The sequence below is a fragment of the Paenarthrobacter sp. NPDC092416 genome, from assembly GCF_044755025.1.
Taxonomy (GTDB): Bacteria; Actinomycetota; Actinomycetes; order Actinomycetales; family Micrococcaceae; genus Arthrobacter.
Genome location: NZ_JBIVQG010000022.1, coordinates 1 through 24,952, shown reverse-complemented (window position 1 = coordinate 24,952; position 24,952 = coordinate 1). Strand labels below are relative to the sequence as shown.

Below are 24,952 nucleotides of genomic sequence, written 5' to 3'. Positions count from 1 at the left end.
GTACCCGGACTTCGTTGTGTCGCAGCCCGTCAAGCTCAAGCCGTTCAATGCTGAAGGGACTGTCATGTTGACGTGCTACAGCTGCAGTTATCTGCACTGCTCTCTCCTTAGGTGATGGCCGGGATGGCCCGGCGAGTAATTTAGACGCGACTGTCCCTGCTGCGCCGCCCCGCCCCGCTCATGCGGGCGTGGAAGGACAGGAGTCTGGGTACAGCCCAGTAGACCGCCGTGGGAACCACCACAAGGGTCAAAACCAAAGCCCGCAAAACCGGCGGCCAGGCTGGAGCCAGGACACCGAGAGCACTCATGCCCAGCGCTGCAAGCGGAAATATTGCCAGCCACGTAATGACTGCCCGGACATGGACTGAAGCCAGCCCCGGCGTGCGGTGGTGGTGGGCATCCGTCTCGTCCGCTGCCAACGCTTTGCCATCGTGCTCCATGTAATCTCCAAACGTTCACTTGGAATTGATGCTAGACCCACAGGGTCGCAACTGCAAACAAACGTTTGGAGTTAGGATGGGCACATGGCTTGGGACACGGACGCAACTAAGGCGAAGCTACTGAACGCCGCCATCTCGGAATTCTCAGAGCGGGGATTCTCCGGTGGGCGCGTGCATGAGATCTCAAAAAAGTCCGGAACCAACCCTGAACGGATCTACTTCTACTTCGGCAACAAGGCCAAGCTCTTCGAAGCGGCCCTCACCCACGAACTGACAACGGCGTTGGAGGACCTGCCGATCAACGGCCAGGGCCCGATCGCCGTCGCGGATTTCGCTGGTCGATATTTCGACTTTGCCGTCAACCACCCAAGCCTGGCCCGCTTGACGTCCTGGGAGGGGCTGGAGCGGAGCTCTCCCGTAGGCGCCAGAGTGCGCGCCCTGCAGGCAGCAAACAAAGTTACAGAAATACAAGCCGCACTCCCCGGCGCGACTGTTACCCAGGCCGAGGATCTCCTCCTTTCGATAGTGACCCTGTGCCACGCCTGGGTTTCCAGCCCCAACATCCATGAGGTAATTACCGGGCAGCTTGATCTGGAACGCAGGCGCCGGACCATCGTGAGGCACACCGAACTCATGGCTGGCGACACGCCTTAGCTGGACCTCAACCCCAGACCTGGAGCCACCCCTCAAAAGAAACTACTTGACGCTTCAACCATTTTCGTCTATATTTAGTTGTAGCTTCAACCATTGATTCCAAGCAGAGCAGAATCCCATGAAAAATTTCCTCGCCCGCATACTCGGAAAGAAGACTCCCATGACCAACCTCACCATCATCGGAAACGGCAACATGGCACGTGGCATCGCCACCCGCGCCCTCGCAGGCGGCCTCACGGTCGAGATCCTCGGACAAGATGTCCTCAAGGCCCAGGAACTGGCTGCTGATCTGGGCGCAGGCGTCGCCGCTGGCACTACCGCCACTGCCCCGCAAGGAGCAATCGTCGTTCTTGCCGTTCCGTTCGAGGCAGCCAAGTCGATCGTCACTGCCTATGGCGTCGCGCTGGCCGGCAAGACGATCATCGACATCACTAATCCGGTGAACTTCGAAACCTTTGATTCGCTCGTTGTCGAACCCGGCACGTCAGCCGCAGAGGAAATCGCTCAGCTCGCTCCCGTGGGCGCCAACGTCGTCAAGGCCTTCAACACGACCTTTGCCGGCACCCTGGTTGCCGGCGAGTCCGGTGGCAAGCCGCTGGACGTCTTCATCGCAGGCGATGACGCAGAAGCCACCACCGCCGTCAGCACCTTCGTCAGCGCCGCCGGCATGCGCCCCTTGGTGGTCGGCCCCCTGAAACGGGCTCGTGAGCTCGAGGGCTTCCAGTTCGTGCTGATGACCATGCAGGCCAACCCCGAGTTTGAGGACTTCAACTGGGACACCGGACTGCTGGTCACCCAGTAGCACTCAGCGCAAAACAGAAGCGGACGACGGCGGGTAAGCACCCGCCGTCGTCCGCTCTTGTTTCTAAGGAAGTACCCAAGTGCCCCGCAAGGACCTCAGCTCAAGTCAGACAATGCACTGGCCGTGGCCCGGAGTTCACCGACCAATTCCTTCACACGCCCCGGGGCCAGCCTTTCGCTCGGCGCTGCCACCGCCAAGGCATAGCTCGGCCGCGACCTGGATTCCACCAGCACAGCCACCCCACTGATACCAGGTTCACCCTCACCAAAGTTTGTGGCATAACCACGCTTGGCCGTCTTTCGCAGGTGAATCTGGAGTTCGTCCCTGGTTGCGATGCTCTTGGCGTTCGCCTGAACCAGTTCTTCCGACGGATACGTTTCTAGCAATTTTTCCTCGGGAAGCTGGGCGAGCAGGAGCTTCCCCACAGAAGTGCAATGCGCGGGCATGACGGCGCCGAGACGCGAGCCCACCCGTACCGCAGCAGCGGACTCGATGGATTCCACAAAAACGACCACTGGCCCCTGGAGGATGGCAAGGCTGACCGTTTCACCCACCCGTTCACTCAGCTGCTCCAGGTACGGTCGCGCAAAGCTCCAGCGCGTTTCCGTGGGCAGGAGTGAATGCGCAATGGCCATCAACTCAGGACCTGGTTCATAGCACCGCGTGTTTGAGTTCTGCACCACCATATGACTCACCTCAAGGGTGGTCAGCAGTCGGTGGGCCGTGGACGGAGAGACCCCGAGGGCTTCCGCTACGTCCGAGAGCCGGAGCTCGCGCCTCTCTTTGAACAGACCAAGGAGCCTGCCCGCATTGGCAACTGACTCGATGGGATAGCGAGCAGCCTTTGGCTGTATCGCCTCAACAGACACCAGAAAGCCTCCTTGTTGTTCTTCTCGACTGAAACACCACTTTCACCAGGCTTGCGGCGTCCAGGGGCCACCTCTACCTCTCCAGCGACTTCGACGGAGGAGTAGATACGTTGTAGCCGTTCGGTCGAGCCTACGGGAGCTTCACTAGGTTTTCCACCCTTTCGCACAGAAAACTTTTCCTCGTGGCAGAAAAACTGTTTTGCAGAAAATATTTCTGCAAAACGTTGACACCGTCGCTGGAGCCCCCTCACTGTTAGGTACTACCAACGCGGTTACCTAAGAAAGGACTAGCGTGAAACCACTCATCCTCGGGTTGTTCCAAACAGTGACACCGAACGGCACCTCCGGAAATAGCTGGCGCCATCCCGACAACACGACCGTCAATTACCGATCCCTGACCTACTGGACTTCGCTCGCTCAGCGTGCCGAGGCGGCAAAATTGGACTTCATCTTCCTTGCCGACTCCTTCGGCTACCCGTCCCTCAACGGAGCGGTACCGCAGGCGGCCATTGAAGACGCCGACCTCTCCCGGTCGGATCCGCTGGTGCTGGTGTCTGCTCTGGCGTCGGCGACAGAGCGCATAGGGCTGGTGTTGACGAGCGCAACGACCTATGACCTGCCGTACTCCAATGCCCGCCGTTTCGCTACCCTGGATCATTTTTCCAACGGCAGGGTGGGCTGGAACATCGTGACTGGATCCTCTGCTGACACAGCCTCTGCCCTCTTCGGACTCGATCTAACCAAGCACTCGGACCGTTACGCCGTGGCCGACGACTACGTCGACCTAAGCCTCACTCTGTGGGAAGGTGCATGGCAAGACGGAGCCGTAAAAGCGGACAAGGAAGCAAGGGTCTATGCCGATGCTTCCATGGTCCACCCCGTGGAGTACGACGGACCCTACTTTTCCTGCCATGGCATGTTTACTGTGGAGCCAACCCCCCAGCGCACCCCAGTGCTTTTTCAGGCAGGCACATCTGACCGTGGCAAGGAGTTCGCAGCACGCAACGCCGAGTGCGTATTCCTCCAAGGCACCACCGCGCCGGCCGTTGCCGCCAACGTCAAGGACATCCGCGACAGGGCGGAGGCAGCCGGCCGGGACCGTGACTCGATCAAGATTCTTGTCGGCGTCACACTGCTCACCGACCCTGATCCAGACCAGGCACGCCTCAAGGCAGCAGAACTCGCCGAATACTCGTCGGATGTGGCTGGAGCAGTCAGATTCGCATTCAATACCGGCATCAATCTCCTTGACCTTGATCCGGATTCCACCTTGGAAGGAATGACCAGCGAGGTTGGGCAATCCAACATTGACCGATACCAAGCCACACAAGACCGCCCTGCCGCCACCGTGCGCGAGATCCTCGCGGAATTCCGTACACGAGGCCTTCGGGGCTTGATCCTAGCGGGCACGCCTGACGAGGTAGTGAACCAGATGACGGAGTACGTCGCAGAAACCGGCATCGACGGGTTCATGATCGAATCCCATCTCAGTCCAGGTACGCACAACGACATCTTCGAGCACCTGCTGCCGAGGCTGCGTGAACGGGGCCTGTTCCGCGAAGAGTATGAGGAAGAAACCCTTCGGGAACGGCTTTTTGGTCTTGGCCAGAGACATTTGCGTGACGACCACCGCGGCGCCTCGTTCAGGGCCGGGCAAAAGACTCCCGTGTTTACCGCGCCATGAGTACCGCAACAACTTCCCTCGCTCCGACGCCTGCTGTGGCGCCTCCCCCAGCACAGCCCCGACGAGGCTCCAAAGGGCGCCTCGTACGGGCAATAGCCATCCGCTCCGCAGGCGCCGTCTTCGTCATCTGGGGTGTTGTTACAGTGACGTTCTTCCTATCCCGCATAGTTTCCCCCTCTCCCACCACTCTGCTCGTCCCAGCGGATGCCACCCCTGAGATGCGCGCTGCCATCGAACATGACTTGGGACTTGACCAGTCACTGTGGGAGCAGTATCTGCGCTTTCTGCAGTCTTTGCTAAGAGGGGACTTGGGCACGTCATTCATGACGGGACGGCCCGTCGCCGACGACCTGGCATCCCGACTGCCCGCAACATTGGAGCTCGGGACGTCGGCGCTTGTGATCGGCATCATCGTGGGAATCCTGCTGGGTGTGGTGGCGGCAGTACACCGTGACCGCTTCCTGGATCACAGCATCAGGGCATTGACGGTCGCCGCACTGGCCATGCCGCAGTTCTGGCTTGGCCTTGTGCTGCTGTCACTCTTCTTCGTGAGTTTGGGACTCCTGCCGGGACCGATCGGCCGATTGCCTTTCGGTGTTGCCCCGCCCCCAGCATTCACTGGCTGGTATGTCCTCGATTCAGCCTTCTCCGGCCAGTGGTCAACAGCGGGTGTTTCCATCACGCACCTGGTCCTGCCGGTAGTGACGCTGATGTTCGGGGTGTTCTCTCCTATTACCCGAGTTACCCGAACTGCCATGGTCGGGGCACTGGAAAGCCAGTACGTGCGCAATGCCAGGGCGCTTGGCCTCCCGGACTCCGTGGTCCATTTCCGCTATGCCCTCAGAAATGCCGTGCTTCCGGTTATCACCATGATCGCCAACGCTGTGGCTTTCGCCTTCGCAGGTGCTGTGCTTGTTGAGAGCGTGTTCGGCTGGCCTGGCGTGGGCCAATACGCCCTGAACGCCATCCAGCAATCTGATTTTCCGGCTTTACAGGGCTTCGTGCTCTATTCAGCCATCCTTTATGTGCTCATTTACACGGCGGTAGATGTCGCTTACCGTCTCGCCGACCCGAGGATCCGAACCTCATGAACCGCTTAGATAGTCCGGTAACGTTAGGCGCCCCCGGGCGTAGATCCCAACGCATCATATTCACCAGCATCAATATTCCGCTAACTCTTGGTCTACTGCTCATGGGCGCACTGGCCCTTGTCGCACTGATCGCACAGATCTGGACCCCCTTCGATCCCCAAGCCACAGGCGTAGGCGTCCCCTTTTCCCCACCGGACTCCCAGCACTGGTTTGGCACCGACGCCGTTGGTGCCGACATCTTCTCCAAGACGTTGGCCGCAACCGCAACTGACTTTGGCGTCACTCTGGTCAGCGTAGGGCTTGCGTTCCTCGTAGGAGGCCTGACAGGCGCCGTGACCGGTTTCGTAGGAGGGATCTTCGACACAGTGGTGATGCGCCTGGTGGAGATACTTCAGGCTTTTCCGCCTCTTTTGCTCGCGATGCTCATTGTCGTCACCACCGGGCCCGGCATAACAAACGTTGTGATCGTGATCATGATCGTAGGTATCCCCGGATACCTGAGGTTAGCCAGGGCCGAAGTGCTCAGCCAAAAGACTATGGAGTATGCAGATGCGGCCCGCATGGTGGGCCATTCCGGGGCGGGGGTGCTACTCCATCATCTTGTCCCGAACACTCTTAGCCCCCTCATTTCCTTCGCAGCGGTTAACGCAGCGTGGGTGGCCATCATAATCTCGAGCCTGGGATTTATAGGCGTTGGGATCGAACCCGGCAGTCCTGAGTGGGGCTCCATGATTGCAGCGGGCCGAAACGACATCGATTCATGGTGGATCTCGCTCTTCCCGGGGGTTGCAATCATCATCCTCGCCTGTGCTTTCTATCTAGTGGGCGACGGGCTGACCGACAGGGAGCACAAATCGTGAAGCCAGTAGCTAGAACTCCACACATTCTCATAGAAGGCCTCAGCGGAATGTTCCGCGCCCGTGACGGCTCCGAAATCCCGGTTCTTCATGACGTCTCCTTCGTGGTACCCCGGGCCGGAGTCACCGCTGTGGTAGGCGAAACCGGCAGCGGAAAGTCATTGACGGCCCTGAGTGTGCTTGGGCTGAACTCCAATGGATTCAAGCGCACCACCGGCCGCATTGTGGTGGATGGCAAAGATATCTCTGCCTGGACCGACAAGGAGTTGCAATCGGTGAGAGGACAGGTGCTGGGTACGGTCTTCCAGGACGCAAAAGCCTCGTTGAACCCTGTCATGACAATTGGCCGGCAGCTTGAGGACGCTGCCCGACTGGGCGGGAAAATTGGCCGGACAGAGGCCCGCCGGCAGGCAGTTGCGTCCTTGAAATCAGTGCAGGTAACCGAACCGGAGCAACGCATGCGCCAGTATGCACATCAGATATCAGGAGGAATGGCCCAAAGGGTGGCACTGGCTTTGGCCTTGGTGCGTCGGCCATCGTGCTTGATCCTCGATGAGCCCACAACTGGCCTGGACGTGACAATCCAAAGCGAAATCATCGACCTTGTTGCGAAACTCACCGCCGAGGAGAACCTTACGACGTACCTCATCACCCATGATCTCGGCGTCGTAGCCAAAATTGCTTCCAATGTGGTGGTCATGCATTCGGGGCGCGTGCTCGAACAGACAAGCATCAAGGAATTCTTCGAAAACCCACAACACGAGTACTCGGCGCGGCTCATCGCCGCCAGCAGGCTCGGAGAGGAACGGACACGATGATGACGGTGCCCAGCTTGGCGGTAGAAGGCCTGCGCAAAACCTTTCCCGTAGATCATGGGGAGATCATCGCCGTCGACTCCATATCCTTCTCCGTAGGACCGGGAAAGACTCTGGCAGTGGTGGGCGAGAGCGGTTCAGGCAAGTCCACTCTCGCACGGTGCATTGTCCGCATGACTGATCCTGATACGGGGCGCATCGTGGTTGCGGGCAACGACATCGGGCCGGCAGCCTTACGCCGTTCGGCTCGCGAAGCATACGCAGACATCCAAATGGTCTTTCAGGATCCGCATGCCTCTCTCAACCCACGAATGAAGATCGGCTCCATACTTGATGAGCCGTTGCGGCTACACACCCGCTTGAACGCCGCCGAGCGACGGAAACGCGTGGCCGACCTGCTACGGCTCGTCGAATTGCCTGAGTCAATAGCACACAGGCTTCCGCGGGCACTGAGTGGCGGACAACGGCAAAGGATTGGAATTGCACGTGCAATTGCCGTCGAGCCGAAAGTCATCATCTTGGATGAGCCCACAGCCTCGTTGGACGTCTCGACGCGGCGCCAAATCCTCGACCTCCTCAGCGACCTGCAAAACCGCACTGGCATGGCCTATGTACTCATCAGCCACGACCTTGAGGCGGTTCAGTATATGGCGGACCGGGTCATGGTGATGTATCTGGGGCGCGTTGTGGAAGAAGGTCCCGCAGACGCCGTCCTCAAAGACCCCCGCCACCCTTACACCAAGGCATTGCGGGACGCATCACCCGTAGCTGCCCTCACTCAACCTGTCAGGGAGGTCCGGTTATCGGGGGAAACTCCGAAATTGATCGGAGACCGCAAAGGCTGCGTCTTGGCCGGTCGCTGCCCCATGGCACAAGACTCCTGTACTCAGGCAACGCCGATGCTGCTGACCGTTGCTTCCGGCCACCGCGCCGCATGCCACGTCATCAACCCCTGACGCACCCACCCAAAAGCACCCCCCAACACACCCATCCGAGGAACCCCATGCCCATTTTACGTGTCAAGGCCCTCACAGGCATGGCCGCGATTGCGGCCGGAGCAGTAGCGATCTCACTCACCGCATGCACCCCCCAGACGTCGACGGCCACTGCATCTGCTCCTGATTCGCTGTCTGTCGCATGGCCAAACGACGCCACGACGCTCGATCCAGCCTGGTCGGCAACGGATCAGAACAACGAAGTTTCGATGAATGTTTACCAGACTCTCGTCGGCTACGAATACGCAGACGGAGAGGATGGCGGGAAGGTCGCTCAAGGTATCGGAATTACTCCCGGGCTAGCCGAAAGCTGGACTGTCAGCGGGTCAACGGTCACGTTCGATCTTCGTGACAACGTCAAGTTCTACCCGAGCGGAAACCCATTGACCGCCGCTGACGTTAAGTTCTCCCTTGAACGAAACCTTGGCGCAACTGGCGGCCCGGAATTGAACAGCAGTGGCATCTACTCGGCCGATCAAATCGAAATCGTAAATACGTCCACCGTTGCCTTCCACTACACAGATGCCCAAGGGAATCCGGTTCCTGCCTCTCCGGCTTCCATCGCTGCCCTGCGGTTTGCAACGTACGGCATCATTGACTCGTCGGCAGCGCTGGACCACGCCACGCCAGCCGACCCGGATGGTGGTGATTGGCTTGCCAAAAACGTCGCAGGCACCGGGCCCTACTTCATCGAGAGCCGTACCCCGGGACAAAATCTGACGCTGAAATCAGTACCCGACGTTTGGAGCGGACCACCTGCTTTCTCCACAGTTCGGATCAACGTAGTTAATGACGCCAACGTCGCGTCGCTACTCAAGGGCGGCACGGTAAACGTTGGTCTCTACGGACTGACCCCAAAGGATGTGAACTCCCTCCGTAACTCCGGGTTCCGCGCAGTGCATGCGCAGACACAGAACTATCTTGAGCTGCAGTTGGCATCAGATACCGGTCCACTTGCCGATCCCTTGGTACGCCAAGCAATTGCGCATGCTCTTCCTTACGACAAAATCGTGGAGCAGGTGTACTTCGGCGACGCACAGCGGTCGCTTTCGTTTGTCAGTCCTCATGCCTCGGGTTACGCACCAGCTTGGGAAAAGTACGGCGATGCCCAGAAGGCACAACAACTCATGGACAAGGCTGGAAATCCAAAGGTGTCGATCTCTTTGCAATACAGCAACGAGTCAGGCACCTATGAATCTGCAGCCCTGCTTATCAAGGATGCACTGGGAAAAATCGGCATAAGCGTCACCCTTGCATCCCAGACAACGAGCACGGTGTTGTCATCAATCCTCGCCAGGGGATCGGGTCAGGCAGCAACACCTGCCGCAGACATGATTCTGTTCAACATTTCTGTCTATTTGGAGGATCCCAAGGCGCCCACAAATCTGTGGGCAGATTCTAAAGGCGTCCTGAATTTCCCTCATTTTGCTGACCCCCAGGTAGACGAACTGCAAAAAACCTGGGCAGCGCAAGCTCCCGGGGCGCAACGCGATCAGGCATACCGCACTATCCAGGAGATCGCCGCCGACGACGCCTCATTCCTTCCCATCGCAACTATCGGCCGATCCATCGTCAGCGTCCCAGGCATCACCGGCATCACCTTCCAACCCGAAATCGGTGTGCGTTACAGCACCCTCATCCCCAGTAAGTAGGTACTAACGATGAACACTCCTTCACAGCTCGCCGAACAGTCATCCAGCATCGACGCACGCCGCTTCCGTGACACCTTGGGACACTACGCATCGGGGCTGACCATTGTCACAGGCGACGACTACGGCGAGCCCCTGGGATTCACCTGCCAATCCTTCTACAGCGTCTCCGTCGAACCACCGCTGATTTCATTCAGTGTCATGAAGACTTCAACCACTTACCCGCGGATTCGCAGTACCGGGAAATTCGCCGTCAACGTGCTGGCCCACCACCAGCACTCGATCGCAAACCAATTTGCCCGCTCTGGAACAGACAAGTGGGCTGGCATCACTTGGAAGCCGACCTCCAGTGGAAATCCGATCCTGGCAGACAGCCTGATCTGGATCGATTGCACCATTCACGCTGAGTACGAAGCTGGCGACCACTTCATAGTTGTGGGCGCTGTCAACGAACTCATCAGCGCTGATGCGGGTCAAGCCGAACCGCTCTTGTTCTTCAAGGGGCAGTACCGGCACCTGCAGACCACGGACTAAACCAGTGTGTGTGTCTCCCGACTGCTCAGCGTCATCGCAGTTGGGAGACACACCTTATCTACACCCCTAGGTCCAGAAAACGCAGTCACATCCTCCCGGAGACGCCTACATGACCGAAATATCAGGAACACTCACCACCGATCCCGCCACTAAGCGTCGCTGGATAGCGCTGGTCGTTATTTCCCTTGCCCAGCTGATGGTGGTCTTCGATGCTTCGATCATGAACGTCTCCCTGCCGCAGGCCCAACAGGATCTTGGGTTCAGCGACGATGGCCGTCAATGGGTCATCACCTCATACAGCCTCACATTTGGTGCGTTGCTACTCCTGGGCGGACGCCTATCTGACCGCTGGGGGCATGGACGCACATTCACCATCGGGCTGCTGGGATTCGGGGCGGCTTCGGTGCTCGGAGGCCTTGCCCCCACGATTGAGTTCCTCATTGCTGCACGTGTTGCGCAGGGTGCCTGCGCAGCAATTCTCGCCCCGGCGGCCCTAACCCTACTTTCGCTCACCTTCGCCAAGGGGCGTGAACGGACGAGAGCTGTTGGCGTATTCAGCGCGGTGGCCGGCGCCGGTGGTGGCATCGGCATGCTCCTCGGGGGCAGCCTCACAGAATTCACATCCTGGCGGTGGACCCTATTGGTGAACGCGTTCTTCGCCGCAGCGGCACTCGCCGGCAGGATCATTTACATGAAAGAAGCCCGTGCTCAAGCCCAAGCGGATCGACTGGATCTCTCCGGACTCCTGATGGTCTCAGCCGGCCTGGCAGGCCTAGTGTTTGGATTCAGCAGAGCCGAAACCATGGGCTGGGGACACGTTTCCACCGTCAGCTCAATCGTTGCCGCTCTCGTCCTGATAACGGCCTTCGCCATCACAGAAAGCCGCGTCCAATCTCCACTGCTTCCCCTGCACGTGCTCCTGAACCGCAACCGCGGTTCTGCATATCTCAGCGGAGCTTTGGCGTCAGCCGTTCTCTTCACCCAGTTCCTACTTCTGTCCTATTATCTGCAGTCAACTCTTGGCTTCACACCCCTGTGGTGCGGTATAGCTTTCCTCCCGGTAGTACTCTGCCTGATCCTCGGTTCCAGCTTTGCCGGCCCCAGGCTCATGCGCAGGATCCCTGCACAAATGCTCATGGGAACGGGCTACTTAGTCAGCGGCGCGGGCCTACTATGGCTAACCGGGATTACGACCGAAAATACCTACCCAACTGTAGTGCTCCCTGCGAGCCTCTTGATCGGGCTTGGCACGGGCACTGCCTTTACCTGCTCCATGGTGCTCGCCACTGATGGCGTGCAACCAAAAGACCTTGGTATCGCATCGGCCGTAGTCAATACTTCGCAACAAGTGGGAGGGGCTGTAGGAACCGCCCTTCTCAGTTCCCTTGCCGCGGGTGCCGCCGCAACTGCAGCCCAGGGTCAGGCGGGTCCCGCTGCAGCCGTTGCTGGCTATGTGGTCGCCTTTCAATGGGCATCAGGTTTCATGGTGCTCGCGGCCATCATCTCCTTCGCGCTGATGCGCCGCCACCCCGAGGATTCTAAGTGAGCCAACAATCCAGGGAAGTGTGTCCTGCCATTCCGCGGTCAAGGACCGTGGTGGCCGTCGTCTTGCAATGGCGGGGAAAAATAGCACTGTTCAGACGAAGTCATCTCCTCAGCCACGATCAAGGCTTATGGCACTGCATCACCGGGTATGTAGAAGAAGAAACGCCGGCACACCAACAAGTCATCGACGAACTTTTCGAAGAAGCAGGTCTCCGCACCGAAGACCTTCACAGCCTGCGTGAGGGACCCGACTTAGTCATCAACGACGCACGAAACCAAGCCTGGAGAATCCACACCTACGTGGCGCTCACAAACAAGCGCCGCCTAAGGATCGACTGGGAACACGACACCTACCGATGGACTCCCCCAAGCAAAACCAAACGCTTCACCAACCGCGTCCCCTGGCTGGACACCATCCTCCAAGCCAACGGCTACGTCATCTGAACCCATGACGGGCAGGGCCTAGCTGGCTATGGGTCTTGTCAACCTCGCGTTTGGGCACAATGATGCACGCCCTGTCTCGGAGGGTGTTGGGGGTGTGTGGGAGCGGTTTGGGTGGCTGGGCCGGCGTTGTTTCCGGTCCGCGTCCACGCTGACTTATGCGACCTCGAGGCGTTGGGCCCCCCGGGTCATCTGGCGTCGTTCGGGCTGTGGAGTCGGGGCGAAGGACCGGGCACCATGCTAGTCCCGGCGTAACGTGTAGGTGTCCGCCATAGCGAGGTCGGTGTCTGGTCCGGTCCTTCGTCGGTTCCAGCGTCTCACCGCTGTTCTGTGTTGTGAAGGACGGGTGGTAAACCCCTTTCGATTCGTTGACCTCGGGTCTTGCAGGGGCCGCGCAGAAATGATCTGTGACCGGCTCGGCAAGCGGGAGGGGTCGTAGGCTGCGTGGTCCCGGACCATGGCGTAGGCGATCTTGTTGGCCCGGTGGGCCATCGCGCAGGCAATGATTCCGCCCTGTTTGCCCCGTTCCTTCAGGCTGGCGGCGTACGCCCGGCTGGGGTTGTCGGCCAGCCATAACCCGATACCAAGGTCGATCAGGGCCCGACGCAGGGCCACGCTGCCTTCCCTGCTGATCGTGCCGTCGCGCCGTTTGCCGGCCGATTCGTACTGGGCCGGAGATAATCCAGAGGCCCGGTAAATCTGGGACGGGCCAGGCCAACGGGCAGGGTCTCCCAAAGCTTCTCCGTAGTTCCCGGCCCGGACCAAACCCCACCCAGGTGTTGTCGTCAGGGTCGCGAACGGACTCAGCGGCAATAACCTGGCGAACTGGGCCTCGGCCGCGGTGATTTGTGAGCTGAGTTCTTCCAACAGCAGCAGATCAGCAGCAAGAACCTCCCGTGCCACCGCAGCGTCGGTCGTCTTTAGTGCGTCGTTGGTGGCTTGGACCAGCCGCTCAGCCAGAGGGCGGCGCACTTGCAGGCCCCGGTTGGCGGCGAACCGCACGAAGCGGCCAGCACCCAGCGCCGCGAGCCGCTTCGGGTCAGCAAATTCGGCCGCGATGAGCCTTCCCACCTTGGTTCCGAGCACATCCGGCAGAGCCAGCGTCAGCCCTGGGAAGGCCCGGTCCAACTGGCCCAGCAACTGATTCTTTGTCGCCGTCCGGGTCAGCACCCGGCGGGTCCTGTGGGCCGCCCATGCACCAAGTTCACCGATCACGGTCGCATAAGGGATGACAGGTATGCCACGGCCTGCCAGCACCAATTCGGTGATCGCTTCCAGGTCCAGGGCATCAGTTTTGATTCTTCGGCGTCCCTGTACCCGTCTCTGCTCTGCCACGTGCGCGGGGTTGAGCTCGAGCACCTGCCATCCTGCAGGCCATACGGACCCAGACAGCAGCGGCCGATGGTAATGCCCTGCGGCTTCGATCCCTACTCTCACCGGCACATTGGACCCGGCCAGCCGAGAGCGAATAAGCGCCAGCACTGCTTCCACACCGGGACCGGTCATCTGGAAATCCACCGGGCCCAACAAACGGTGCCGACCCGCATCGGTGACCGACAAAGCCACCGCGGTCTTCCCGACATCAACAGCGACCACAACAGGCACGCCACCAGGCAGAACAGACTGAACACTCACACCAACCACCTCCGAAACCAGAAGGAAGCAACGGAAGAACCGCGGCCCCCTGAAAGGAACCTGATACACCCGTCCTGACATCTCCGGAGGCGTTTGGGAAGGCTAACTCAACTCATATCAGCGAGCAGAGCGGACGACGGCGGGTGTCCACCCGCCGTCGTCCGCTTCTATCTGTATTACCCCTGGCAATGAAAATCCTGTCACCGGGGCGGCGAACTTGTGATTCACCGCCCCGGATAGTTCAGGTTCCCCTAGAACACAATGACCGGCTTGATCACGTGCCCCTTGGCGGAGTCGTCGAACCCCTGGTTGATCTGGTCCAAGGTGTAGTTCTGCATCAGCTTGTCCATGGGGAACCTGCCTTCCTTCCACAACTCAATGAGCTTGGGGATGAAGACCTGCGGCACGGAGCTTCCCTGAATGATGGTCTTGAAAGTCCACCCCTTGACTAACGAAAGGCCGATCTCGAACGTGACTTCCGTTCCGGGCTTGGCAGCACCTACCAGTGCGAGGGTTCCGCGCAGCGCGATGGCATCCGCCGCTTGGCGAAGCAATTCCGGACGCGCCGTTGTGTCCACCACGTAGTCAGCCCCACGCCCGTCAGTGAGGCGAAGGATCTCCTCAGTCAGGTCCTGCTCAGCGGTATTGATGACATCCGTTGCGCCAAGTTCCTTGGCGAGATCGAGGCGGGACGTGTGGATGTCCACAGCAATGATCCGAGCACAGCCTGCAACGGATCCGGCCATGATGGCACCGGAACCGACGGCGCCGGTCCCGATGACCACCAGCGTGCTGTTCAGCCGGGGCTTAAGTTCATTCAGAACTGCGCCGGCGCCCGTCTGGATGCCGCAGCCCAGCGGAGCAACAATCTCCAGCGGGACATCCGCACCAATCCTGACCACGCTCTCCTCCACGACGTTGGCGTACGTGGCGAAGGAGGACTGGCCGAAGAAGTGTGAGGAGATTACTTCTCCATCCTTGCTGAGCGCTGTGGTGCCGTCAGGTCGACGTCCACCGAAATCCGCCGCGAAGAGGTTTTCGCAGTATGCCATCTCTCCAGACCGGCAGCGATCGCATTTGCCGCAATAGGCAGCTGCGAGCAGTACGTGGTCGCCGGGCTGAACAGTGGTTACTGAACTGCCGATCCGCTCAACAACTCCGGCACCCTCATGCCCGAGGACAGCGGGCAACGGAGTGGGGTACACCTGGTCGCGGACAATCGCATCCGTGTGACACACACCTGATGCCACCATTTTGACCAGGACTTCGTTAGGTCGGAGTTCGTCGAGTTCGAGGTCTTCAATACTGAGCGGCTGGTGCGGCGCTCTGGCCACTGCTGCGGTTACCTGCATGCTCTGTCTTTCTCTGCGTCGGGGCTGGCTTTAGAAGGGGTACTGCTGGTCGGACTGCTCCACCGTGATCCATTTGAGCTCAGTGAACTCGTTGATGACTGCCCGCCCATCGAATCGGCCGTAGCCACTGTTCTTCATGCCGCCGTAAGGAGCTTGGGCTTCGTTCTGCACTGTCGCACCGTTGACGTGCACGTGGCCTGCCTGAATCTGCATTGCAACCTGCAGGGCCCGGGTGCTGTCCTTACCGAAGACTGCCGCTGCCAGCCCGTACTCGGTGTCGTTGGCAACCTGGACCGCTTCTTCGACGCCGGAGACGCGGACTACCGTGGTGATGGGACCGAAGGTTTCCTGGTCGTAGATGGACATCTCCGGGCTGACCTTGTCCACAATAGTGGCGGGCATGGAGGCGCCGTTGGCGCGCTCCCCCACTACGAGTTCAGCGCCCTTTGCCAGTGCGTCGTCAATGAGTCCGTTGATGCGGGTACCGGATTCTTCCCGAATCATGGGGCCAACGATGCAGGTCTCGTCAGTGAGCGGATCTCCGGCGCCCAACTGGGCTGCCCGAGCCGCGAACTTTCCGACGAACTCATCGGCAATCTTCTCATCCACCACGAAACGCTCGGTGGACATACAGATCTGGCCTTGGTAGAGGAACGACCCAAACACTGCAGCATTGACGGCGCCATCAATGTCGGCGTCATCAAGGACCACGAACGGAGCCTTGCCACCGAGTTCCAGCAGCACCGGCTTTAGGTAGCGGGCCGCCTTCTCAGCGATGATCCGCCCCACCGTGGTGGATCCGGTGAAGTTGATTCGCCGGACTGCCGGATGCGCGATGATGGCTTCCACCACACGATCCGAGTCCTCCGCGGTGCTGGTCAGGAAGTTCAGGACACCGGCCGGAAGGCCCGCCTCATGCAGGACCTCGGCAATGATGGCGTGCGTCTTCGGGCTGGTCTCCGAGGCCCGGAACACGACCGAGTTTCCACAGACGATCGGGTAGGCGATGGCGCGAGCGGCGAGGACACCTGCTCCATTCCACGGTGCCATGCTGAGAACCACGCCTGCGGGCTGGCGGACGGTCATGGAGAGGGTTCCGGGCTTATCGGTGGGGAGGGTTTCGCCCTGGATCTGGCTGGCAAGGCCGGCTGCCTCACGGAAAAGCTGGGCTGTCAGGAAGACGTTGAAACCAGCCCAAAGTCCTGCGGCCCCAACTTCGGACATCATGGTCTCGATGAACTCGGGCCCGCGACGCTCCATGATTTCGGCGGCTTTCAACATCACCGCACGGCGTTCGCTGGGTCCGGTGGTGGACCAGGACGTGAATGCTTTCGACGCAGATTCCACCGCATCGAGCGCATCGTCGACCCCGGCAGCTGCGCTTTCCGTCACCAACGCTCCAGTCACCGGGTGCCGCCGTTCAAACGTCTTTCCTTCGCGTCCGCTGCGGGGCTCGTTGTCAATGATGAGTTGCGTTTGCAAGATGACTCCTTCTGGTTGGGTTCTGTCTGTGACGGCGGCGCCGCCCGTGGCAAGGCACTACTAGTGAAGAATTGTCGAATCTGTTGACCTGGGGGCCGAACCTTCGCCCTGTTCCTGCGCCGCAGGGGCCCTGGGCACGGCCAGCACGGCCACCACACCTATGGCAGCGGCGATGGCCCAAACGGAGAAGTTGATGAAGTTCCCCAGTGAGGCTGCCACCAGGACGCCACCACCGGAGATGGCGAGTACGGCACCGATACGTCCAATGCCCAACGTGATGCCCAACGCGGTGGCCCGGGTGGCACCGGAGAAGTACGTAGCAACAAATCCGTTGACGAGGATCTGGGCACCGACGGAGCCGAAGCCCACCACTCCCACCAGGAAATACATGACCGCGAGCGGCATGATCCCGGTACCCATGAGGACAAGCGCAACGCCGGAACAAGCAAACGAAATCGCAGTGACATTCCGCGGCCCGAATTTGTCAGCCAAGCGGGAAGAGACGAGAACGCCCACCACCGCCCCGATGTTAACGGTCAGGAGGAAGGACAACGATGAGGCCAGCGAGTAGTTGGCGATGACCATCAGTTGGGGAAGCCAAGTGTTCAGGCCGTAGACCAGCGTCTGTCCGCAGATCCCGGCAACGCAGAAGAGGATCATGGCTCCGAGCAACCGGCCCGTTAGAAGTGTGCGGAACCTGCCCTTCGCCGGTGCATCACCGGCAGCACGCTCCGGCGGCAGTTGATCCAGGCCATAATCGGCGATGATCTTTTCGGCCTCACTCCGGTGGCCCTTAGCGGCAAGGAAAGCGGGTGATTCCGGCAGGAGCTTGAAGAGCAATGGAACTACGGCAACCAGCGGGATTCCACCCAGTGCAAGCATGCCCTGGAATCCCAAAGTGGACAGGAAGGCGAGGGAAAGCAGGGCAGCAAGGATGCCACCCACGGCGTATCCAGAGAACATCAGTGCGTTGTTGAAGTTGCGCCTGTTCGACTTTGAAAACTCCACTGTCAAGGCGATAGCCGTCGGAATCACACCACCGAGGCCGAGGCCGGCCAGGAAGCGGAAGAGGCCAAACAGTTCGGGAGTTGGAGCCCACGCGGTCAGGAGCATCAACAGGGAGAAGGAAGCGATGGAGACCATCATGACCTTCCGGCGACCAACGATATCCGTCAGATAGCCGATCAGGATGGCGCCGATGAACATACCTGCCAGCGCGTAGCTGCCGATGGCACCTGTTTGCACTGCGGTAAGGCCCCATGGCTCGTAAGCCAGGAGTTTCGGAACGATCGCACCGTAAACGACCAGATCATAACCATCAAAAACGATGGCGAGGAAGCAGAGAAAAATGACGACGGCCGCGGATTTGCGGGGGGTAACCGTTGTTGAGGCTGGCGATTGAAAAGCCATTTGGAGCTCCAGGTGAAGTACACGACATTGTGGTGGTTCCAGAGATGGGATGGCGGTCTACTGTGACCTGACCCACAAACAAATGTAACATTAACTCGTTGCGCGTCAAGATAACTGTTGCATGTTTCTTCAAGCATCGACCCGGATCTCATGTTGACCGGACACGTAACGCCCAAGTGTTGCTCGTACCTATACTTGTTGCACATCACTCAGGCCGGCCACCACTGGCGCGGCCCACAGATTTGGAGAGTCCCGTGCAGTGGAAACCCAGAGCAGTGATCCTGGATCTTTTCGGGGATTACCTACGCTATGCCGGCAGTGAAGTGAAGCTCGCAGACATCACCGCATTACTGGCAGTATTCGACATTGAAGCAGCCACGGTGCGCGTCAACCTGTCCCGGCTCCGGAAGGAGGGCTGGTTCACCACCCGGCGCGTCGGCCGCGAGACCGTCTACTCACTCACACCCCACATGCTGGAGATACTTGACGACGGCCGGGAGCGGATCTTCCGACGCAGGGACGAGGCGTGGGAGGGCCGATGGACCATGGCCATCTACCAGGTTCCGGAATCCGAACGAGCGGTTCGCGAGCAGCTCCGGAAGCAACTCGCATGGCACGGGTTCGGCCAGCTCTCACCATCAACCTGGATGAGCCCTCATGACCTCATGGCCGAAGTCCGCCAAATCGGGATCGAAAATCCCTTGGCCAAAGTCGACGCCCTCTGGTGCGGCACAGGGAACATCCAAGAGGACAGGGACCTGGCTACCCGCTGCTGGGACCTGGATCAGCTCGGCCACGACTACGAGCACTTCATTCAGTCCTACTGCACGTTGGACAATCAAGCGGTCAATGCCGCAAAGGACGGCAAAACGGCCCTCTTGGAGCGAATGCGCATCATCGGCGACTACCGACGCTTCCTCTTCCGGGATCCCTACCTCCCACGCGACCTCCAGCCCGAGAATTGGCCCAGCGGCGAGGCGTACCGCCTGTTCGGGGCCGTGCACCGACAGTTGGGTCCAGCCGCCACGGACTTCGTCTCCAGCACTCTTGGCCACGAGATCGGCCCCGGCCGCGAGGTTGCGGCAGAAGTCGGCATTCGCTGATATGTAACAAAAGCTTGACGCTCCGCTTAGATTGGTTACATAATTGGTAGTGAGACCTCTCTCACTGAATTCCAATTTTTAGAAGGTGGCATCGATGGCACTTCGCGTAGCCTGCATTGGCGGCGGTCCTGGCGGACTGTTCTTTTCAACTTTGTTCAAGCAGACCGTCCCCGACGCTGAGGTAGTACTGTTCGAACGCAACCAGGCAACTGACGCTTTCGGGTTCGGCGTGGTGTTTTCCGACGCCACCCTGAACCGCATCAACGACGCTGACCCCGTAGTTCGCGATGGCCTGCGAGACTATGGCACCCATTGGGAAGACATCGAAGTCTGGCTCAAGGGCGAGCAGAAGTCCTTCGCCGGCAATGGCATGGCCGCCATCTACCGAAAAACCCTCCTCAAGCTTATGCAGGAGCGGGCAGCCGAAGTCGGCGTCGATACACGTTTTGGGCAGTACGTCCCGGATCTCCAGCAGTTGTCCGACTTTGATCTGATTGTCGGCGCCGACGGCGCAAACTCTTCCACCCGCGAACAGCTCGGCGAAAGCCTCGGTCACTCCGCTGAAACAGCCACAGCCAAGTTCATTTGGTTCGGAACCACGTACAAATTCAGCGGCCTGACCTTCGTTCACCGGCAAAGTGAGTTCGGCAATTTCGCCGTCCATGCCTACCCGATCAGCGAGGATCTGAGCACGTTCATCGTGGAAACGGATGAAGAAACCTGGCGCAAGGCAGGTCTGGATGAATTCGATGCCAGCCAGCCTCCGGGCCCTTCAGACCTGAAGACCCAGCGTTTCCTGGAAAAGCTCTTCGCCGAGGACATTGCAGGTGAGCCGCTGGTAGCAAACAACTCCCGCTGGGCCAATTTCCGCACCCGCCGCACGCGCACCTGGCACAAAGACAACGTCGTGTTGTTGGGCGATGCAGTCCACACCGCGCACTTCTCTGTTGGTTCCGGCACCAAGATGGCCATGGAAGATGCCATCACGCTGGTTCGTGAAGTGGCGGCACACCAGGATGACCTTGAGCTGGCCTTCACCAACTATGAAGCCGAACGCCAGCCACAGGTGGCCAAGATCCAGAACCAGGCCCGCGGCGGCCTGAGCTGGTGGGAACACTTTTCGCGCTACTACAACTCCTTTGAACCCACGCAGTTCACGTTCCACTTCTTCTCCCGCAGCATCGACATCGACAAGATCCGTCAACGCGACCCGGGATTGGTGGAATCAGCGGAACAGGACTGGCTTGATCGTCACGGGAATACGCCCCTGGAAACGCCTCTCACGGCAGGTTCCATGCGCTTCAATGGCCGTCTTTTGGCGCTCACCGAACAGAACGGCAAGTTCGCCTTGAAGCACGACGACGACGACCTCACCTTGGTCACGGACCCGGCGAAAACGAACGCCAACACCGGCCTCCTGCTCACCGCGCCCGACCATGAAGAAGGACTGGCCGCAATTTTCGAGAAACTGCCGGCCGATGCTGCTGCCGTGGTGATCCACGGCGGCAACCCGTTCACCCGCATCCTGCTCTCGGAAGAAGCCCGGCTTGGCCGCGGCCTGACCACCGTGATCGTGGACGACCGGGGTCCGGCATCCAATCTGACTCTGGTCCTCTCCGGACGTGCTGACGCTGTAGCTGCTGTCGCGGAGGGAGCTTCCAATGCATAGTCTCTCCTCTCTTTTCGCACCGCGGGGCATCATCGTCGTCGGCGCCTCGTCCAGCCCGGAAAAGCTCGGCGCCGTCATGGCGCAGTCGCTGTCCACCTACCCGGCTCCTGTGGAACTCGTGAACAGCCGGGGTGAGAATGGCATGCACACCACCATCGCCGACGCCGCGGCAGCCATCCCGGGCGGTCCGGATCTCGCAGTTCTCTGCGTACCGGCCTCCGCCACGGCACAGGCCCTGCGTGACAGCGCCGCCAGCGGCGCCACCGCCGCCCTGGTCTGCGCCGGAGGATTCGCAGAAGCCGGCGGTCCCGGCGTCGAATTCGCCCTGCAAGTTGAGGCCGCTGTCCGGGAAACCGGCATCCGGCTGCTTGGGCCTAATACCTCCGGATTCTTTGTCCCACACCGCAACCTTCGGGCCAGCTTCGTCCCCGGCGTCGCTGAACTGGAGCCGGGTTCAGTTGCCGTGGTTGCGGCCAGCGGTGGGGTCAACCACGTGCTGGCATTCCATCTCCAGCGTTCCGGGGCGGGCGTCAGCCTGGCTGCCGGGATAGGTGCCGGCACGGATATCACGGCGCCCGACGTTCTGGACTACCTCTTGACCGACGATCAGACCAAGGCAGTTGCCCTGCACTTGGAAACAGTCTCGGACGGTCCTGCCCTGATAGATGCCGTGTCTCGCCTGAGCGCGGTCAAGCCGGTTGTCGCACTGGTGGTGGGCCGGAACGACGTCTCGGAGTTCGCCCAGTCCCATACAGGTGCTTTGGCCACCTCTTGGCGCACCACACGTTCAGTCCTCAAGCAGGCCGGTGCAGTCATTGTGGAGGATGAGAACCAGCTGGTTGCTGCCGTAACAGCCTTGGCGGGCCAGCGGCTTTCTCCTATGCCAGACCCCGGCGTAGGGCTCATCACGGGACAAGCCGGCCCGGGCCTGCTGATAGCTGATGCCCTCCACACTGCCGGCGTCACGCTGCCCCGTCTGTCGCAAAGCAGCCAAGACACCATCGGTGGGCTTCTTCCACCGCTTACCTTCCAAGCTAATCCGGTGGACACCGGACGCCCCGGACCCGGCTACGAGAAGATCGTTGCCGCCGTGGCTCAGGACCCGGCAATCGACGTCGTTGCTGTTTACGGCCTGACCGAACCAGTAGCCGATCTGCCCCTGGCTGTGGCAAACTCCGGAGCCGCCCGGACCATGCCATTCGTGATCGGCATCGACGGACCGGACGGGGACCTGGAACGTACCCGCAAGTCCGCACAACAGCACGAGCTTCCCCTGATCACCGGGCCTACGTCGCTTGCACACGGCATATCCGCCTTGGTGAATGACTCCCGTGGGCAATTCCAGCGCGCAGAGGCGCCTGCAAACTCGCTGGAATGGCCCGACGTCCAAGGCCCGTGGGACGAGAACCGCTCCAAGGAACTTCTGGATGCCTTGGGTATTGCCACACCGGATCGGCGGGTGTGCACCACACGTACCGCCGCCCAGCAGGCGCTGAGAGACGTTGGTGGACCTGTGGCCGTCAAGTTGCTGGATGCCACTGTGCTTCACAAGACCGAAATCGGCGGCGTGCATCTGGGGATCAAGTCCGCTGAAGACATGGACCACGCTTTGGAACAGCTTGAGGCTGCCGGAGCCCGCGAGTACCTGGTGGAAGCCATGGCCCCCTCGGGTGTGGACCTCGTAGTGGGCGTTCGACGCGATCCGGTTTTCGGACCAATTGTTGTCCTGGGACTCGGCGGAACCGCGGCTGAGGTCTTCGCTGACATCGCCATACGCTCCGCCCCGTTGGCCACGCGTGCCGCGGAGGGCATGCCCTCTGAACTCCTGGCGCGCGAACTCTTGTACGGATTCCGCTCGGGCCCGATGCTGGACACCTCGGCGCTGGCAGAACTGTTGGTCAAGCTGGGCGACGCGCTGGTTTCCAACCGGGAAATCGCCGAAATTGAAATCAATCCCCTGCGCCTGACCCATAGCGGTCTCATAGCGCTGGACGCAGTAGTTATCAATGTCGAGGAGGACATTTAATGACCAGCCACACCAGCGAAGGCACCGTCGCCTGGCCTGCAGACCTTGCTGCGGAGTTCCGTCGTAAGGGTTACTGGGAAGACCGGACGTTGGGCAGCTACATCCATGAGACCGCAGATCGCCTTCCGGAAAAGATCGCCTTGGTGGACGGTGATGTCTCGATCAGTTACTCGGAGCTCGGCAACCGCATGGATGCTGCCGCTGAGCGACTCCTCCACCTGGGACTCAAGGCAGACGACCGCATCATGATCCAGCTGCCCAACGGCTGGCAGTTCACCATCCTGACGCTTGCTTGCTTTAGGGCCGGCATTGTTCCGGTTATGGCCCTCCCCGCGCACAGGAAGTACGAGCTGTCCTTCCTTACGGAACTTTCGGAATCCCGGGCCATCGCAGTGCCCGACGTCATCAAGGACTTTGATCACCAGGCACTCGCGGAGGAACTCGCAGCTTCCGTTCCGTCGCTGGACATGGTGCTTGTCTCAGGCGCGGCAAACCCTCCAAATGCGCGGCTGGAAGAGATTCTCGCACCGGGTGCTGACCCGGCCGGCGCCCGTAGGCGACTGGATGCTTCAGCGCCGTCCCCGGATGCGCCGGCCCTGTTCCTTCTTTCCGGCGGCACCACTGGGCTCCCCAAGCTCATCACCCGCACCCACAATGACTACGCCTACAACATCAAGGCCACGTCCGTTCCGACCAATGTGTCCGAAGACACTGTGTACTTGGGCACACTTCCGGCCAGCCACAATTTTCCGCTCGCCTGCCCGGGCATCCTGGGGATCCTGTTCGCTGGCGGCCGCGTAGTGATGCTCCCCACCCCTGAGCCGCGGAAGGCCTTCGCTGCAATCGAACGGGAGGGCGTCACCCTCTCCACAGCGGTTCCGGCTGTAGCCCAGCGCTGGATTGAGCATCAGGAGGAAACCGGTGGCCAGCAATTGGCGAGCCTCCAGGTCATTCAGGTAGGGGGCTCGCGGTTGCCGGATGAAATTGCCCGGAAGGTGAAGCCGGTGTTGGGTGCCACGCTGCAGCAAGTCTTTGGCATGGCTGAGGGGCTCATCAATGTCACCCGCCTGGACGACCCCGAGGACGCGATCTGCACGACGCAGGGGCGCCCAGTCTCCGAAGCCGACGAGGTCCGGATCGTAGACGAGGCCGGCAACGACCTTCCCGACGGGGTCCCCGGTTCCATCCTTACCCGGGGGCCCTACACTCCCCGAGGCTACTACCGTGCACCCGAAGCCAATGCCCGGGCATTTACTCATGACGGTTGGTACGCCAGTGGCGACATCGTGGAACGGCGACCGGACGGGAACCTGGTTGTCCAAGGCCGTGACAAGGACATGATCAACCGTGGCGGCGAAAAGATTTCCGCAGAGGAGATCGAAAGCCTGGTGTACCGCATTGAGGACATCACTATGGCCGCTGCTATCGCGATGCCTGATGAAGTACTCGGTGAAAAACTGTGCCTCTACATCACCGTGAAGCCGGGAGCGGAAGTGACACTGGAGCAGATCCAGACTCTTCTGCGTGATACCGGTGTTGCAGCCTTCAAGATTCCGGAACACCTCGTGGTAGTTGATGAACTGCCAGCAACCAAGGTGGGCAAGATCAACAAGAAGGAACTGCGCGCCGATATCGCCGAACGGCTGGCTTCTGCCAGCGCCCACTCAAAGTAGAGAGGAAAGCAATGATCGAGGACACGACTCATGAGTCTGTGGCCGCCAGCCACGCCCTGCCGGATCCGACACCGGAGGAAGCTGCCCAGTTGGAGCAGCTGTATATGGATTTCGCGGCGGGGAACATGGTGCCGTTGTGGACGGAGATCGGTGACCTGATGCCGATGGTCCCCACCCCAAAAGCCGTCGCCCATGTGTGGCGTTGGAATGATTTGTACCCGCTGGC

At 60.2% G+C, this 24,952-nt stretch carries 21 protein-coding genes and 1 pseudogene; 16 read left to right on the top strand and 6 right to left on the bottom strand.

What is annotated here, in order from left to right; all coding sequences use genetic code 11:
* Window positions 1-140: 140 nt before the first annotated feature.
* Window positions 141-440, bottom strand: coding sequence for a hypothetical protein (locus tag ACIQC5_RS23290; protein WP_400287472.1), 300 nt, complete (start codon window positions 438-440; stop codon window positions 141-143).
* A gap of 84 nt (window positions 441-524) precedes the next feature.
* Here ACIQC5_RS23290 and ACIQC5_RS23285 point away from each other — a divergent pair, with 84 nt between their 5' ends.
* Together ACIQC5_RS23285 and ACIQC5_RS23280 are read left to right on the top strand one after the other, a co-directional pair.
* A complete protein-coding gene (locus ACIQC5_RS23285; protein ID WP_400287471.1) occupies window positions 525-1,094 on the top strand; it encodes a TetR/AcrR family transcriptional regulator in 570 nt (189 codons plus the stop codon).
* 118 nt (window positions 1,095-1,212) lie between these two features.
* A complete protein-coding gene (locus tag ACIQC5_RS23280; RefSeq protein ID WP_400287470.1) occupies window positions 1,213-1,896 on the top strand; it encodes an NADPH-dependent F420 reductase in 684 nt (227 codons plus the stop codon).
* 95 nt (window positions 1,897-1,991) lie between these two features.
* Here ACIQC5_RS23280 and ACIQC5_RS23275 read toward each other — a convergent pair whose 3' ends face one another.
* On the bottom strand, window positions 1,992-2,765 hold the full coding sequence (locus ACIQC5_RS23275; RefSeq protein WP_400287469.1) for an IclR family transcriptional regulator: 774 nt from the start codon (window positions 2,763-2,765) through the stop codon (window positions 1,992-1,994).
* Between the two features lie 292 nt (window positions 2,766-3,057).
* On the opposite strand from ACIQC5_RS23275, the gene ACIQC5_RS23270 reads away from it, so the two are divergent.
* The 9 genes from ACIQC5_RS23270 to ACIQC5_RS23230 all read left to right on the top strand — a co-directional run bounded on the left by ACIQC5_RS23270 (window position 3,058) and on the right by ACIQC5_RS23230 (window position 12,379).
* Window positions 3,058-4,449, top strand: coding sequence for an NtaA/DmoA family FMN-dependent monooxygenase (locus tag ACIQC5_RS23270; RefSeq protein WP_400287468.1), 1,392 nt, complete (start codon window positions 3,058-3,060; stop codon window positions 4,447-4,449).
* Complete coding sequence (locus ACIQC5_RS23265) at window positions 4,446-5,540, top strand: ABC transporter permease (RefSeq protein WP_400287467.1); 1,095 nt, start codon at window positions 4,446-4,448, stop codon at window positions 5,538-5,540. Before ACIQC5_RS23270 ends, ACIQC5_RS23265 begins: the two co-directional genes overlap by 4 nt.
* Before the next feature lie 101 nt (window positions 5,541-5,641).
* Window positions 5,642-6,400, top strand: coding sequence for an ABC transporter permease (locus tag ACIQC5_RS23260; protein WP_400287466.1), 759 nt, complete (start codon window positions 5,642-5,644; stop codon window positions 6,398-6,400).
* Window positions 6,397-7,215, top strand: a complete 819-nt coding sequence (locus tag ACIQC5_RS23255) for an ABC transporter ATP-binding protein (RefSeq protein ID WP_400287465.1) — start codon at window positions 6,397-6,399, stop codon at window positions 7,213-7,215. The genes ACIQC5_RS23260 and ACIQC5_RS23255 overlap by 4 nt, the downstream gene beginning before the upstream one ends.
* A complete protein-coding gene (locus ACIQC5_RS23250) occupies window positions 7,212-8,168 on the top strand; it encodes an oligopeptide/dipeptide ABC transporter ATP-binding protein (protein ID WP_400287464.1) in 957 nt (318 codons plus the stop codon). Before ACIQC5_RS23255 ends, ACIQC5_RS23250 begins: the two co-directional genes overlap by 4 nt.
* Window positions 8,169-8,215: 47 nt before the next feature.
* Window positions 8,216-9,859 carry an ABC transporter substrate-binding protein gene (locus tag ACIQC5_RS23245; RefSeq protein ID WP_400287463.1) on the top strand — a complete coding sequence of 548 codons (1,644 nt, stop codon included), beginning with the start codon at window positions 8,216-8,218 and terminating at the stop codon, window positions 9,857-9,859.
* A gap of 9 nt (window positions 9,860-9,868) precedes the next feature.
* Window positions 9,869-10,390 carry a flavin reductase family protein gene (locus tag ACIQC5_RS23240; protein ID WP_400287462.1) on the top strand — a complete coding sequence of 174 codons (522 nt, stop codon included), beginning with the start codon at window positions 9,869-9,871 and terminating at the stop codon, window positions 10,388-10,390.
* A gap of 109 nt (window positions 10,391-10,499) precedes the next feature.
* A complete protein-coding gene (locus tag ACIQC5_RS23235) occupies window positions 10,500-11,936 on the top strand; it encodes an MFS transporter (RefSeq protein WP_400287461.1) in 1,437 nt (478 codons plus the stop codon).
* A complete protein-coding gene (locus ACIQC5_RS23230; RefSeq protein ID WP_400287460.1) occupies window positions 11,933-12,379 on the top strand; it encodes an NUDIX domain-containing protein in 447 nt (148 codons plus the stop codon). Before ACIQC5_RS23235 ends, ACIQC5_RS23230 begins: the two co-directional genes overlap by 4 nt.
* Before the next feature lie 237 nt (window positions 12,380-12,616).
* On the opposite strand, the gene ACIQC5_RS23225 is transcribed toward ACIQC5_RS23230, so the two are convergent.
* The 4 genes from ACIQC5_RS23225 to ACIQC5_RS23210 form a co-directional block, all read right to left on the bottom strand.
* On the bottom strand, window positions 12,617-14,011 hold the full coding sequence (locus ACIQC5_RS23225; protein WP_400287459.1) for a transposase: 1,395 nt from the start codon (window positions 14,009-14,011) through the stop codon (window positions 12,617-12,619).
* 251 nt (window positions 14,012-14,262) lie between these two features.
* A complete protein-coding gene (locus ACIQC5_RS23220; RefSeq protein ID WP_400287458.1) occupies window positions 14,263-15,363 on the bottom strand; it encodes an NAD(P)-dependent alcohol dehydrogenase in 1,101 nt (366 codons plus the stop codon).
* A 30-nt stretch (window positions 15,364-15,393) separates the two neighbouring features.
* Window positions 15,394-16,845 carry an aldehyde dehydrogenase gene (locus ACIQC5_RS23215; protein ID WP_400287457.1) on the bottom strand — a complete coding sequence of 484 codons (1,452 nt, stop codon included), beginning with the start codon at window positions 16,843-16,845 and terminating at the stop codon, window positions 15,394-15,396.
* 60 nt (window positions 16,846-16,905) lie between these two features.
* Complete coding sequence (locus ACIQC5_RS23210; protein ID WP_400287456.1) at window positions 16,906-18,255, bottom strand: MFS transporter; 1,350 nt, start codon at window positions 18,253-18,255, stop codon at window positions 16,906-16,908.
* Between the two features lie 254 nt (window positions 18,256-18,509).
* Between ACIQC5_RS23210 and ACIQC5_RS23205 the strand changes: the two genes are divergently transcribed.
* The 5 genes and pseudogenes from ACIQC5_RS23205 to ACIQC5_RS23185 form a co-directional block, all read left to right on the top strand.
* Window positions 18,510-19,358, top strand: coding sequence for a PaaX family transcriptional regulator C-terminal domain-containing protein (locus tag ACIQC5_RS23205; RefSeq protein ID WP_400287455.1), 849 nt, complete (start codon window positions 18,510-18,512; stop codon window positions 19,356-19,358).
* A gap of 94 nt (window positions 19,359-19,452) precedes the next feature.
* Window positions 19,453-21,027: an FAD-dependent monooxygenase gene (locus ACIQC5_RS23200; protein WP_400287454.1), complete on the top strand. Its 1,575-nt coding sequence runs from the start codon at window positions 19,453-19,455 to the stop codon at window positions 21,025-21,027.
* Entirely contained in the window at window positions 21,020-23,053 is a 2,034-nt protein-coding gene (locus tag ACIQC5_RS23195; protein ID WP_400287453.1) for an acetate--CoA ligase family protein, read from the top strand. The genes ACIQC5_RS23200 and ACIQC5_RS23195 overlap by 8 nt, the downstream gene beginning before the upstream one ends.
* Window positions 23,053-24,726: a (2,3-dihydroxybenzoyl)adenylate synthase gene (locus tag ACIQC5_RS23190; protein WP_400287452.1), complete on the top strand. Its 1,674-nt coding sequence runs from the start codon at window positions 23,053-23,055 to the stop codon at window positions 24,724-24,726. The genes ACIQC5_RS23195 and ACIQC5_RS23190 overlap by 1 nt, the downstream gene beginning before the upstream one ends.
* Before the next feature lie 11 nt (window positions 24,727-24,737).
* A pseudogene (locus tag ACIQC5_RS23185) lies at window positions 24,738-24,952 on the top strand (cupin); the annotation flags it as partial.

Bases quoted from the DNA above. Each gene is read 5' to 3' on its own strand.
- ACIQC5_RS23290 (WP_400287472.1), bottom strand. From the start codon at position 440: ATGGAGCACGATGGCAAAGCGTTGGCAGCGGACGAGACGGATGCCCAC.
- ACIQC5_RS23285 (WP_400287471.1), top strand. From the start codon at position 525: ATGGCTTGGGACACGGACGCAACTAAGGCGAAGCTACTGAACGCCGCC.
- ACIQC5_RS23280 (WP_400287470.1), top strand. From the start codon at position 1,213: ATGAAAAATTTCCTCGCCCGCATACTCGGAAAGAAGACTCCCATGACC.
- ACIQC5_RS23265 (WP_400287467.1), top strand. From the start codon at position 4,446: ATGAGTACCGCAACAACTTCCCTCGCTCCGACGCCTGCTGTGGCGCCT.
- ACIQC5_RS23260 (WP_400287466.1), top strand. From the start codon at position 5,642: ATGGGCGCACTGGCCCTTGTCGCACTGATCGCACAGATCTGGACCCCC.
- ACIQC5_RS23250 (WP_400287464.1), top strand. From the start codon at position 7,212: ATGATGACGGTGCCCAGCTTGGCGGTAGAAGGCCTGCGCAAAACCTTT.
- ACIQC5_RS23245 (WP_400287463.1), top strand. From the start codon at position 8,216: ATGCCCATTTTACGTGTCAAGGCCCTCACAGGCATGGCCGCGATTGCG.
- ACIQC5_RS23240 (WP_400287462.1), top strand. From the start codon at position 9,869: ATGAACACTCCTTCACAGCTCGCCGAACAGTCATCCAGCATCGACGCA.
- ACIQC5_RS23235 (WP_400287461.1), top strand. From the start codon at position 10,500: ATGACCGAAATATCAGGAACACTCACCACCGATCCCGCCACTAAGCGT.
- ACIQC5_RS23220 (WP_400287458.1), bottom strand. From the start codon at position 15,363: ATGCAGGTAACCGCAGCAGTGGCCAGAGCGCCGCACCAGCCGCTCAGT.
- ACIQC5_RS23210 (WP_400287456.1), bottom strand. From the start codon at position 18,255: ATGGCTTTTCAATCGCCAGCCTCAACAACGGTTACCCCCCGCAAATCC.
- ACIQC5_RS23200 (WP_400287454.1), top strand. From the start codon at position 19,453: ATGGCACTTCGCGTAGCCTGCATTGGCGGCGGTCCTGGCGGACTGTTC.
- ACIQC5_RS23195 (WP_400287453.1), top strand. From the start codon at position 21,020: ATGCATAGTCTCTCCTCTCTTTTCGCACCGCGGGGCATCATCGTCGTC.
- ACIQC5_RS23190 (WP_400287452.1), top strand. From the start codon at position 23,053: ATGACCAGCCACACCAGCGAAGGCACCGTCGCCTGGCCTGCAGACCTT.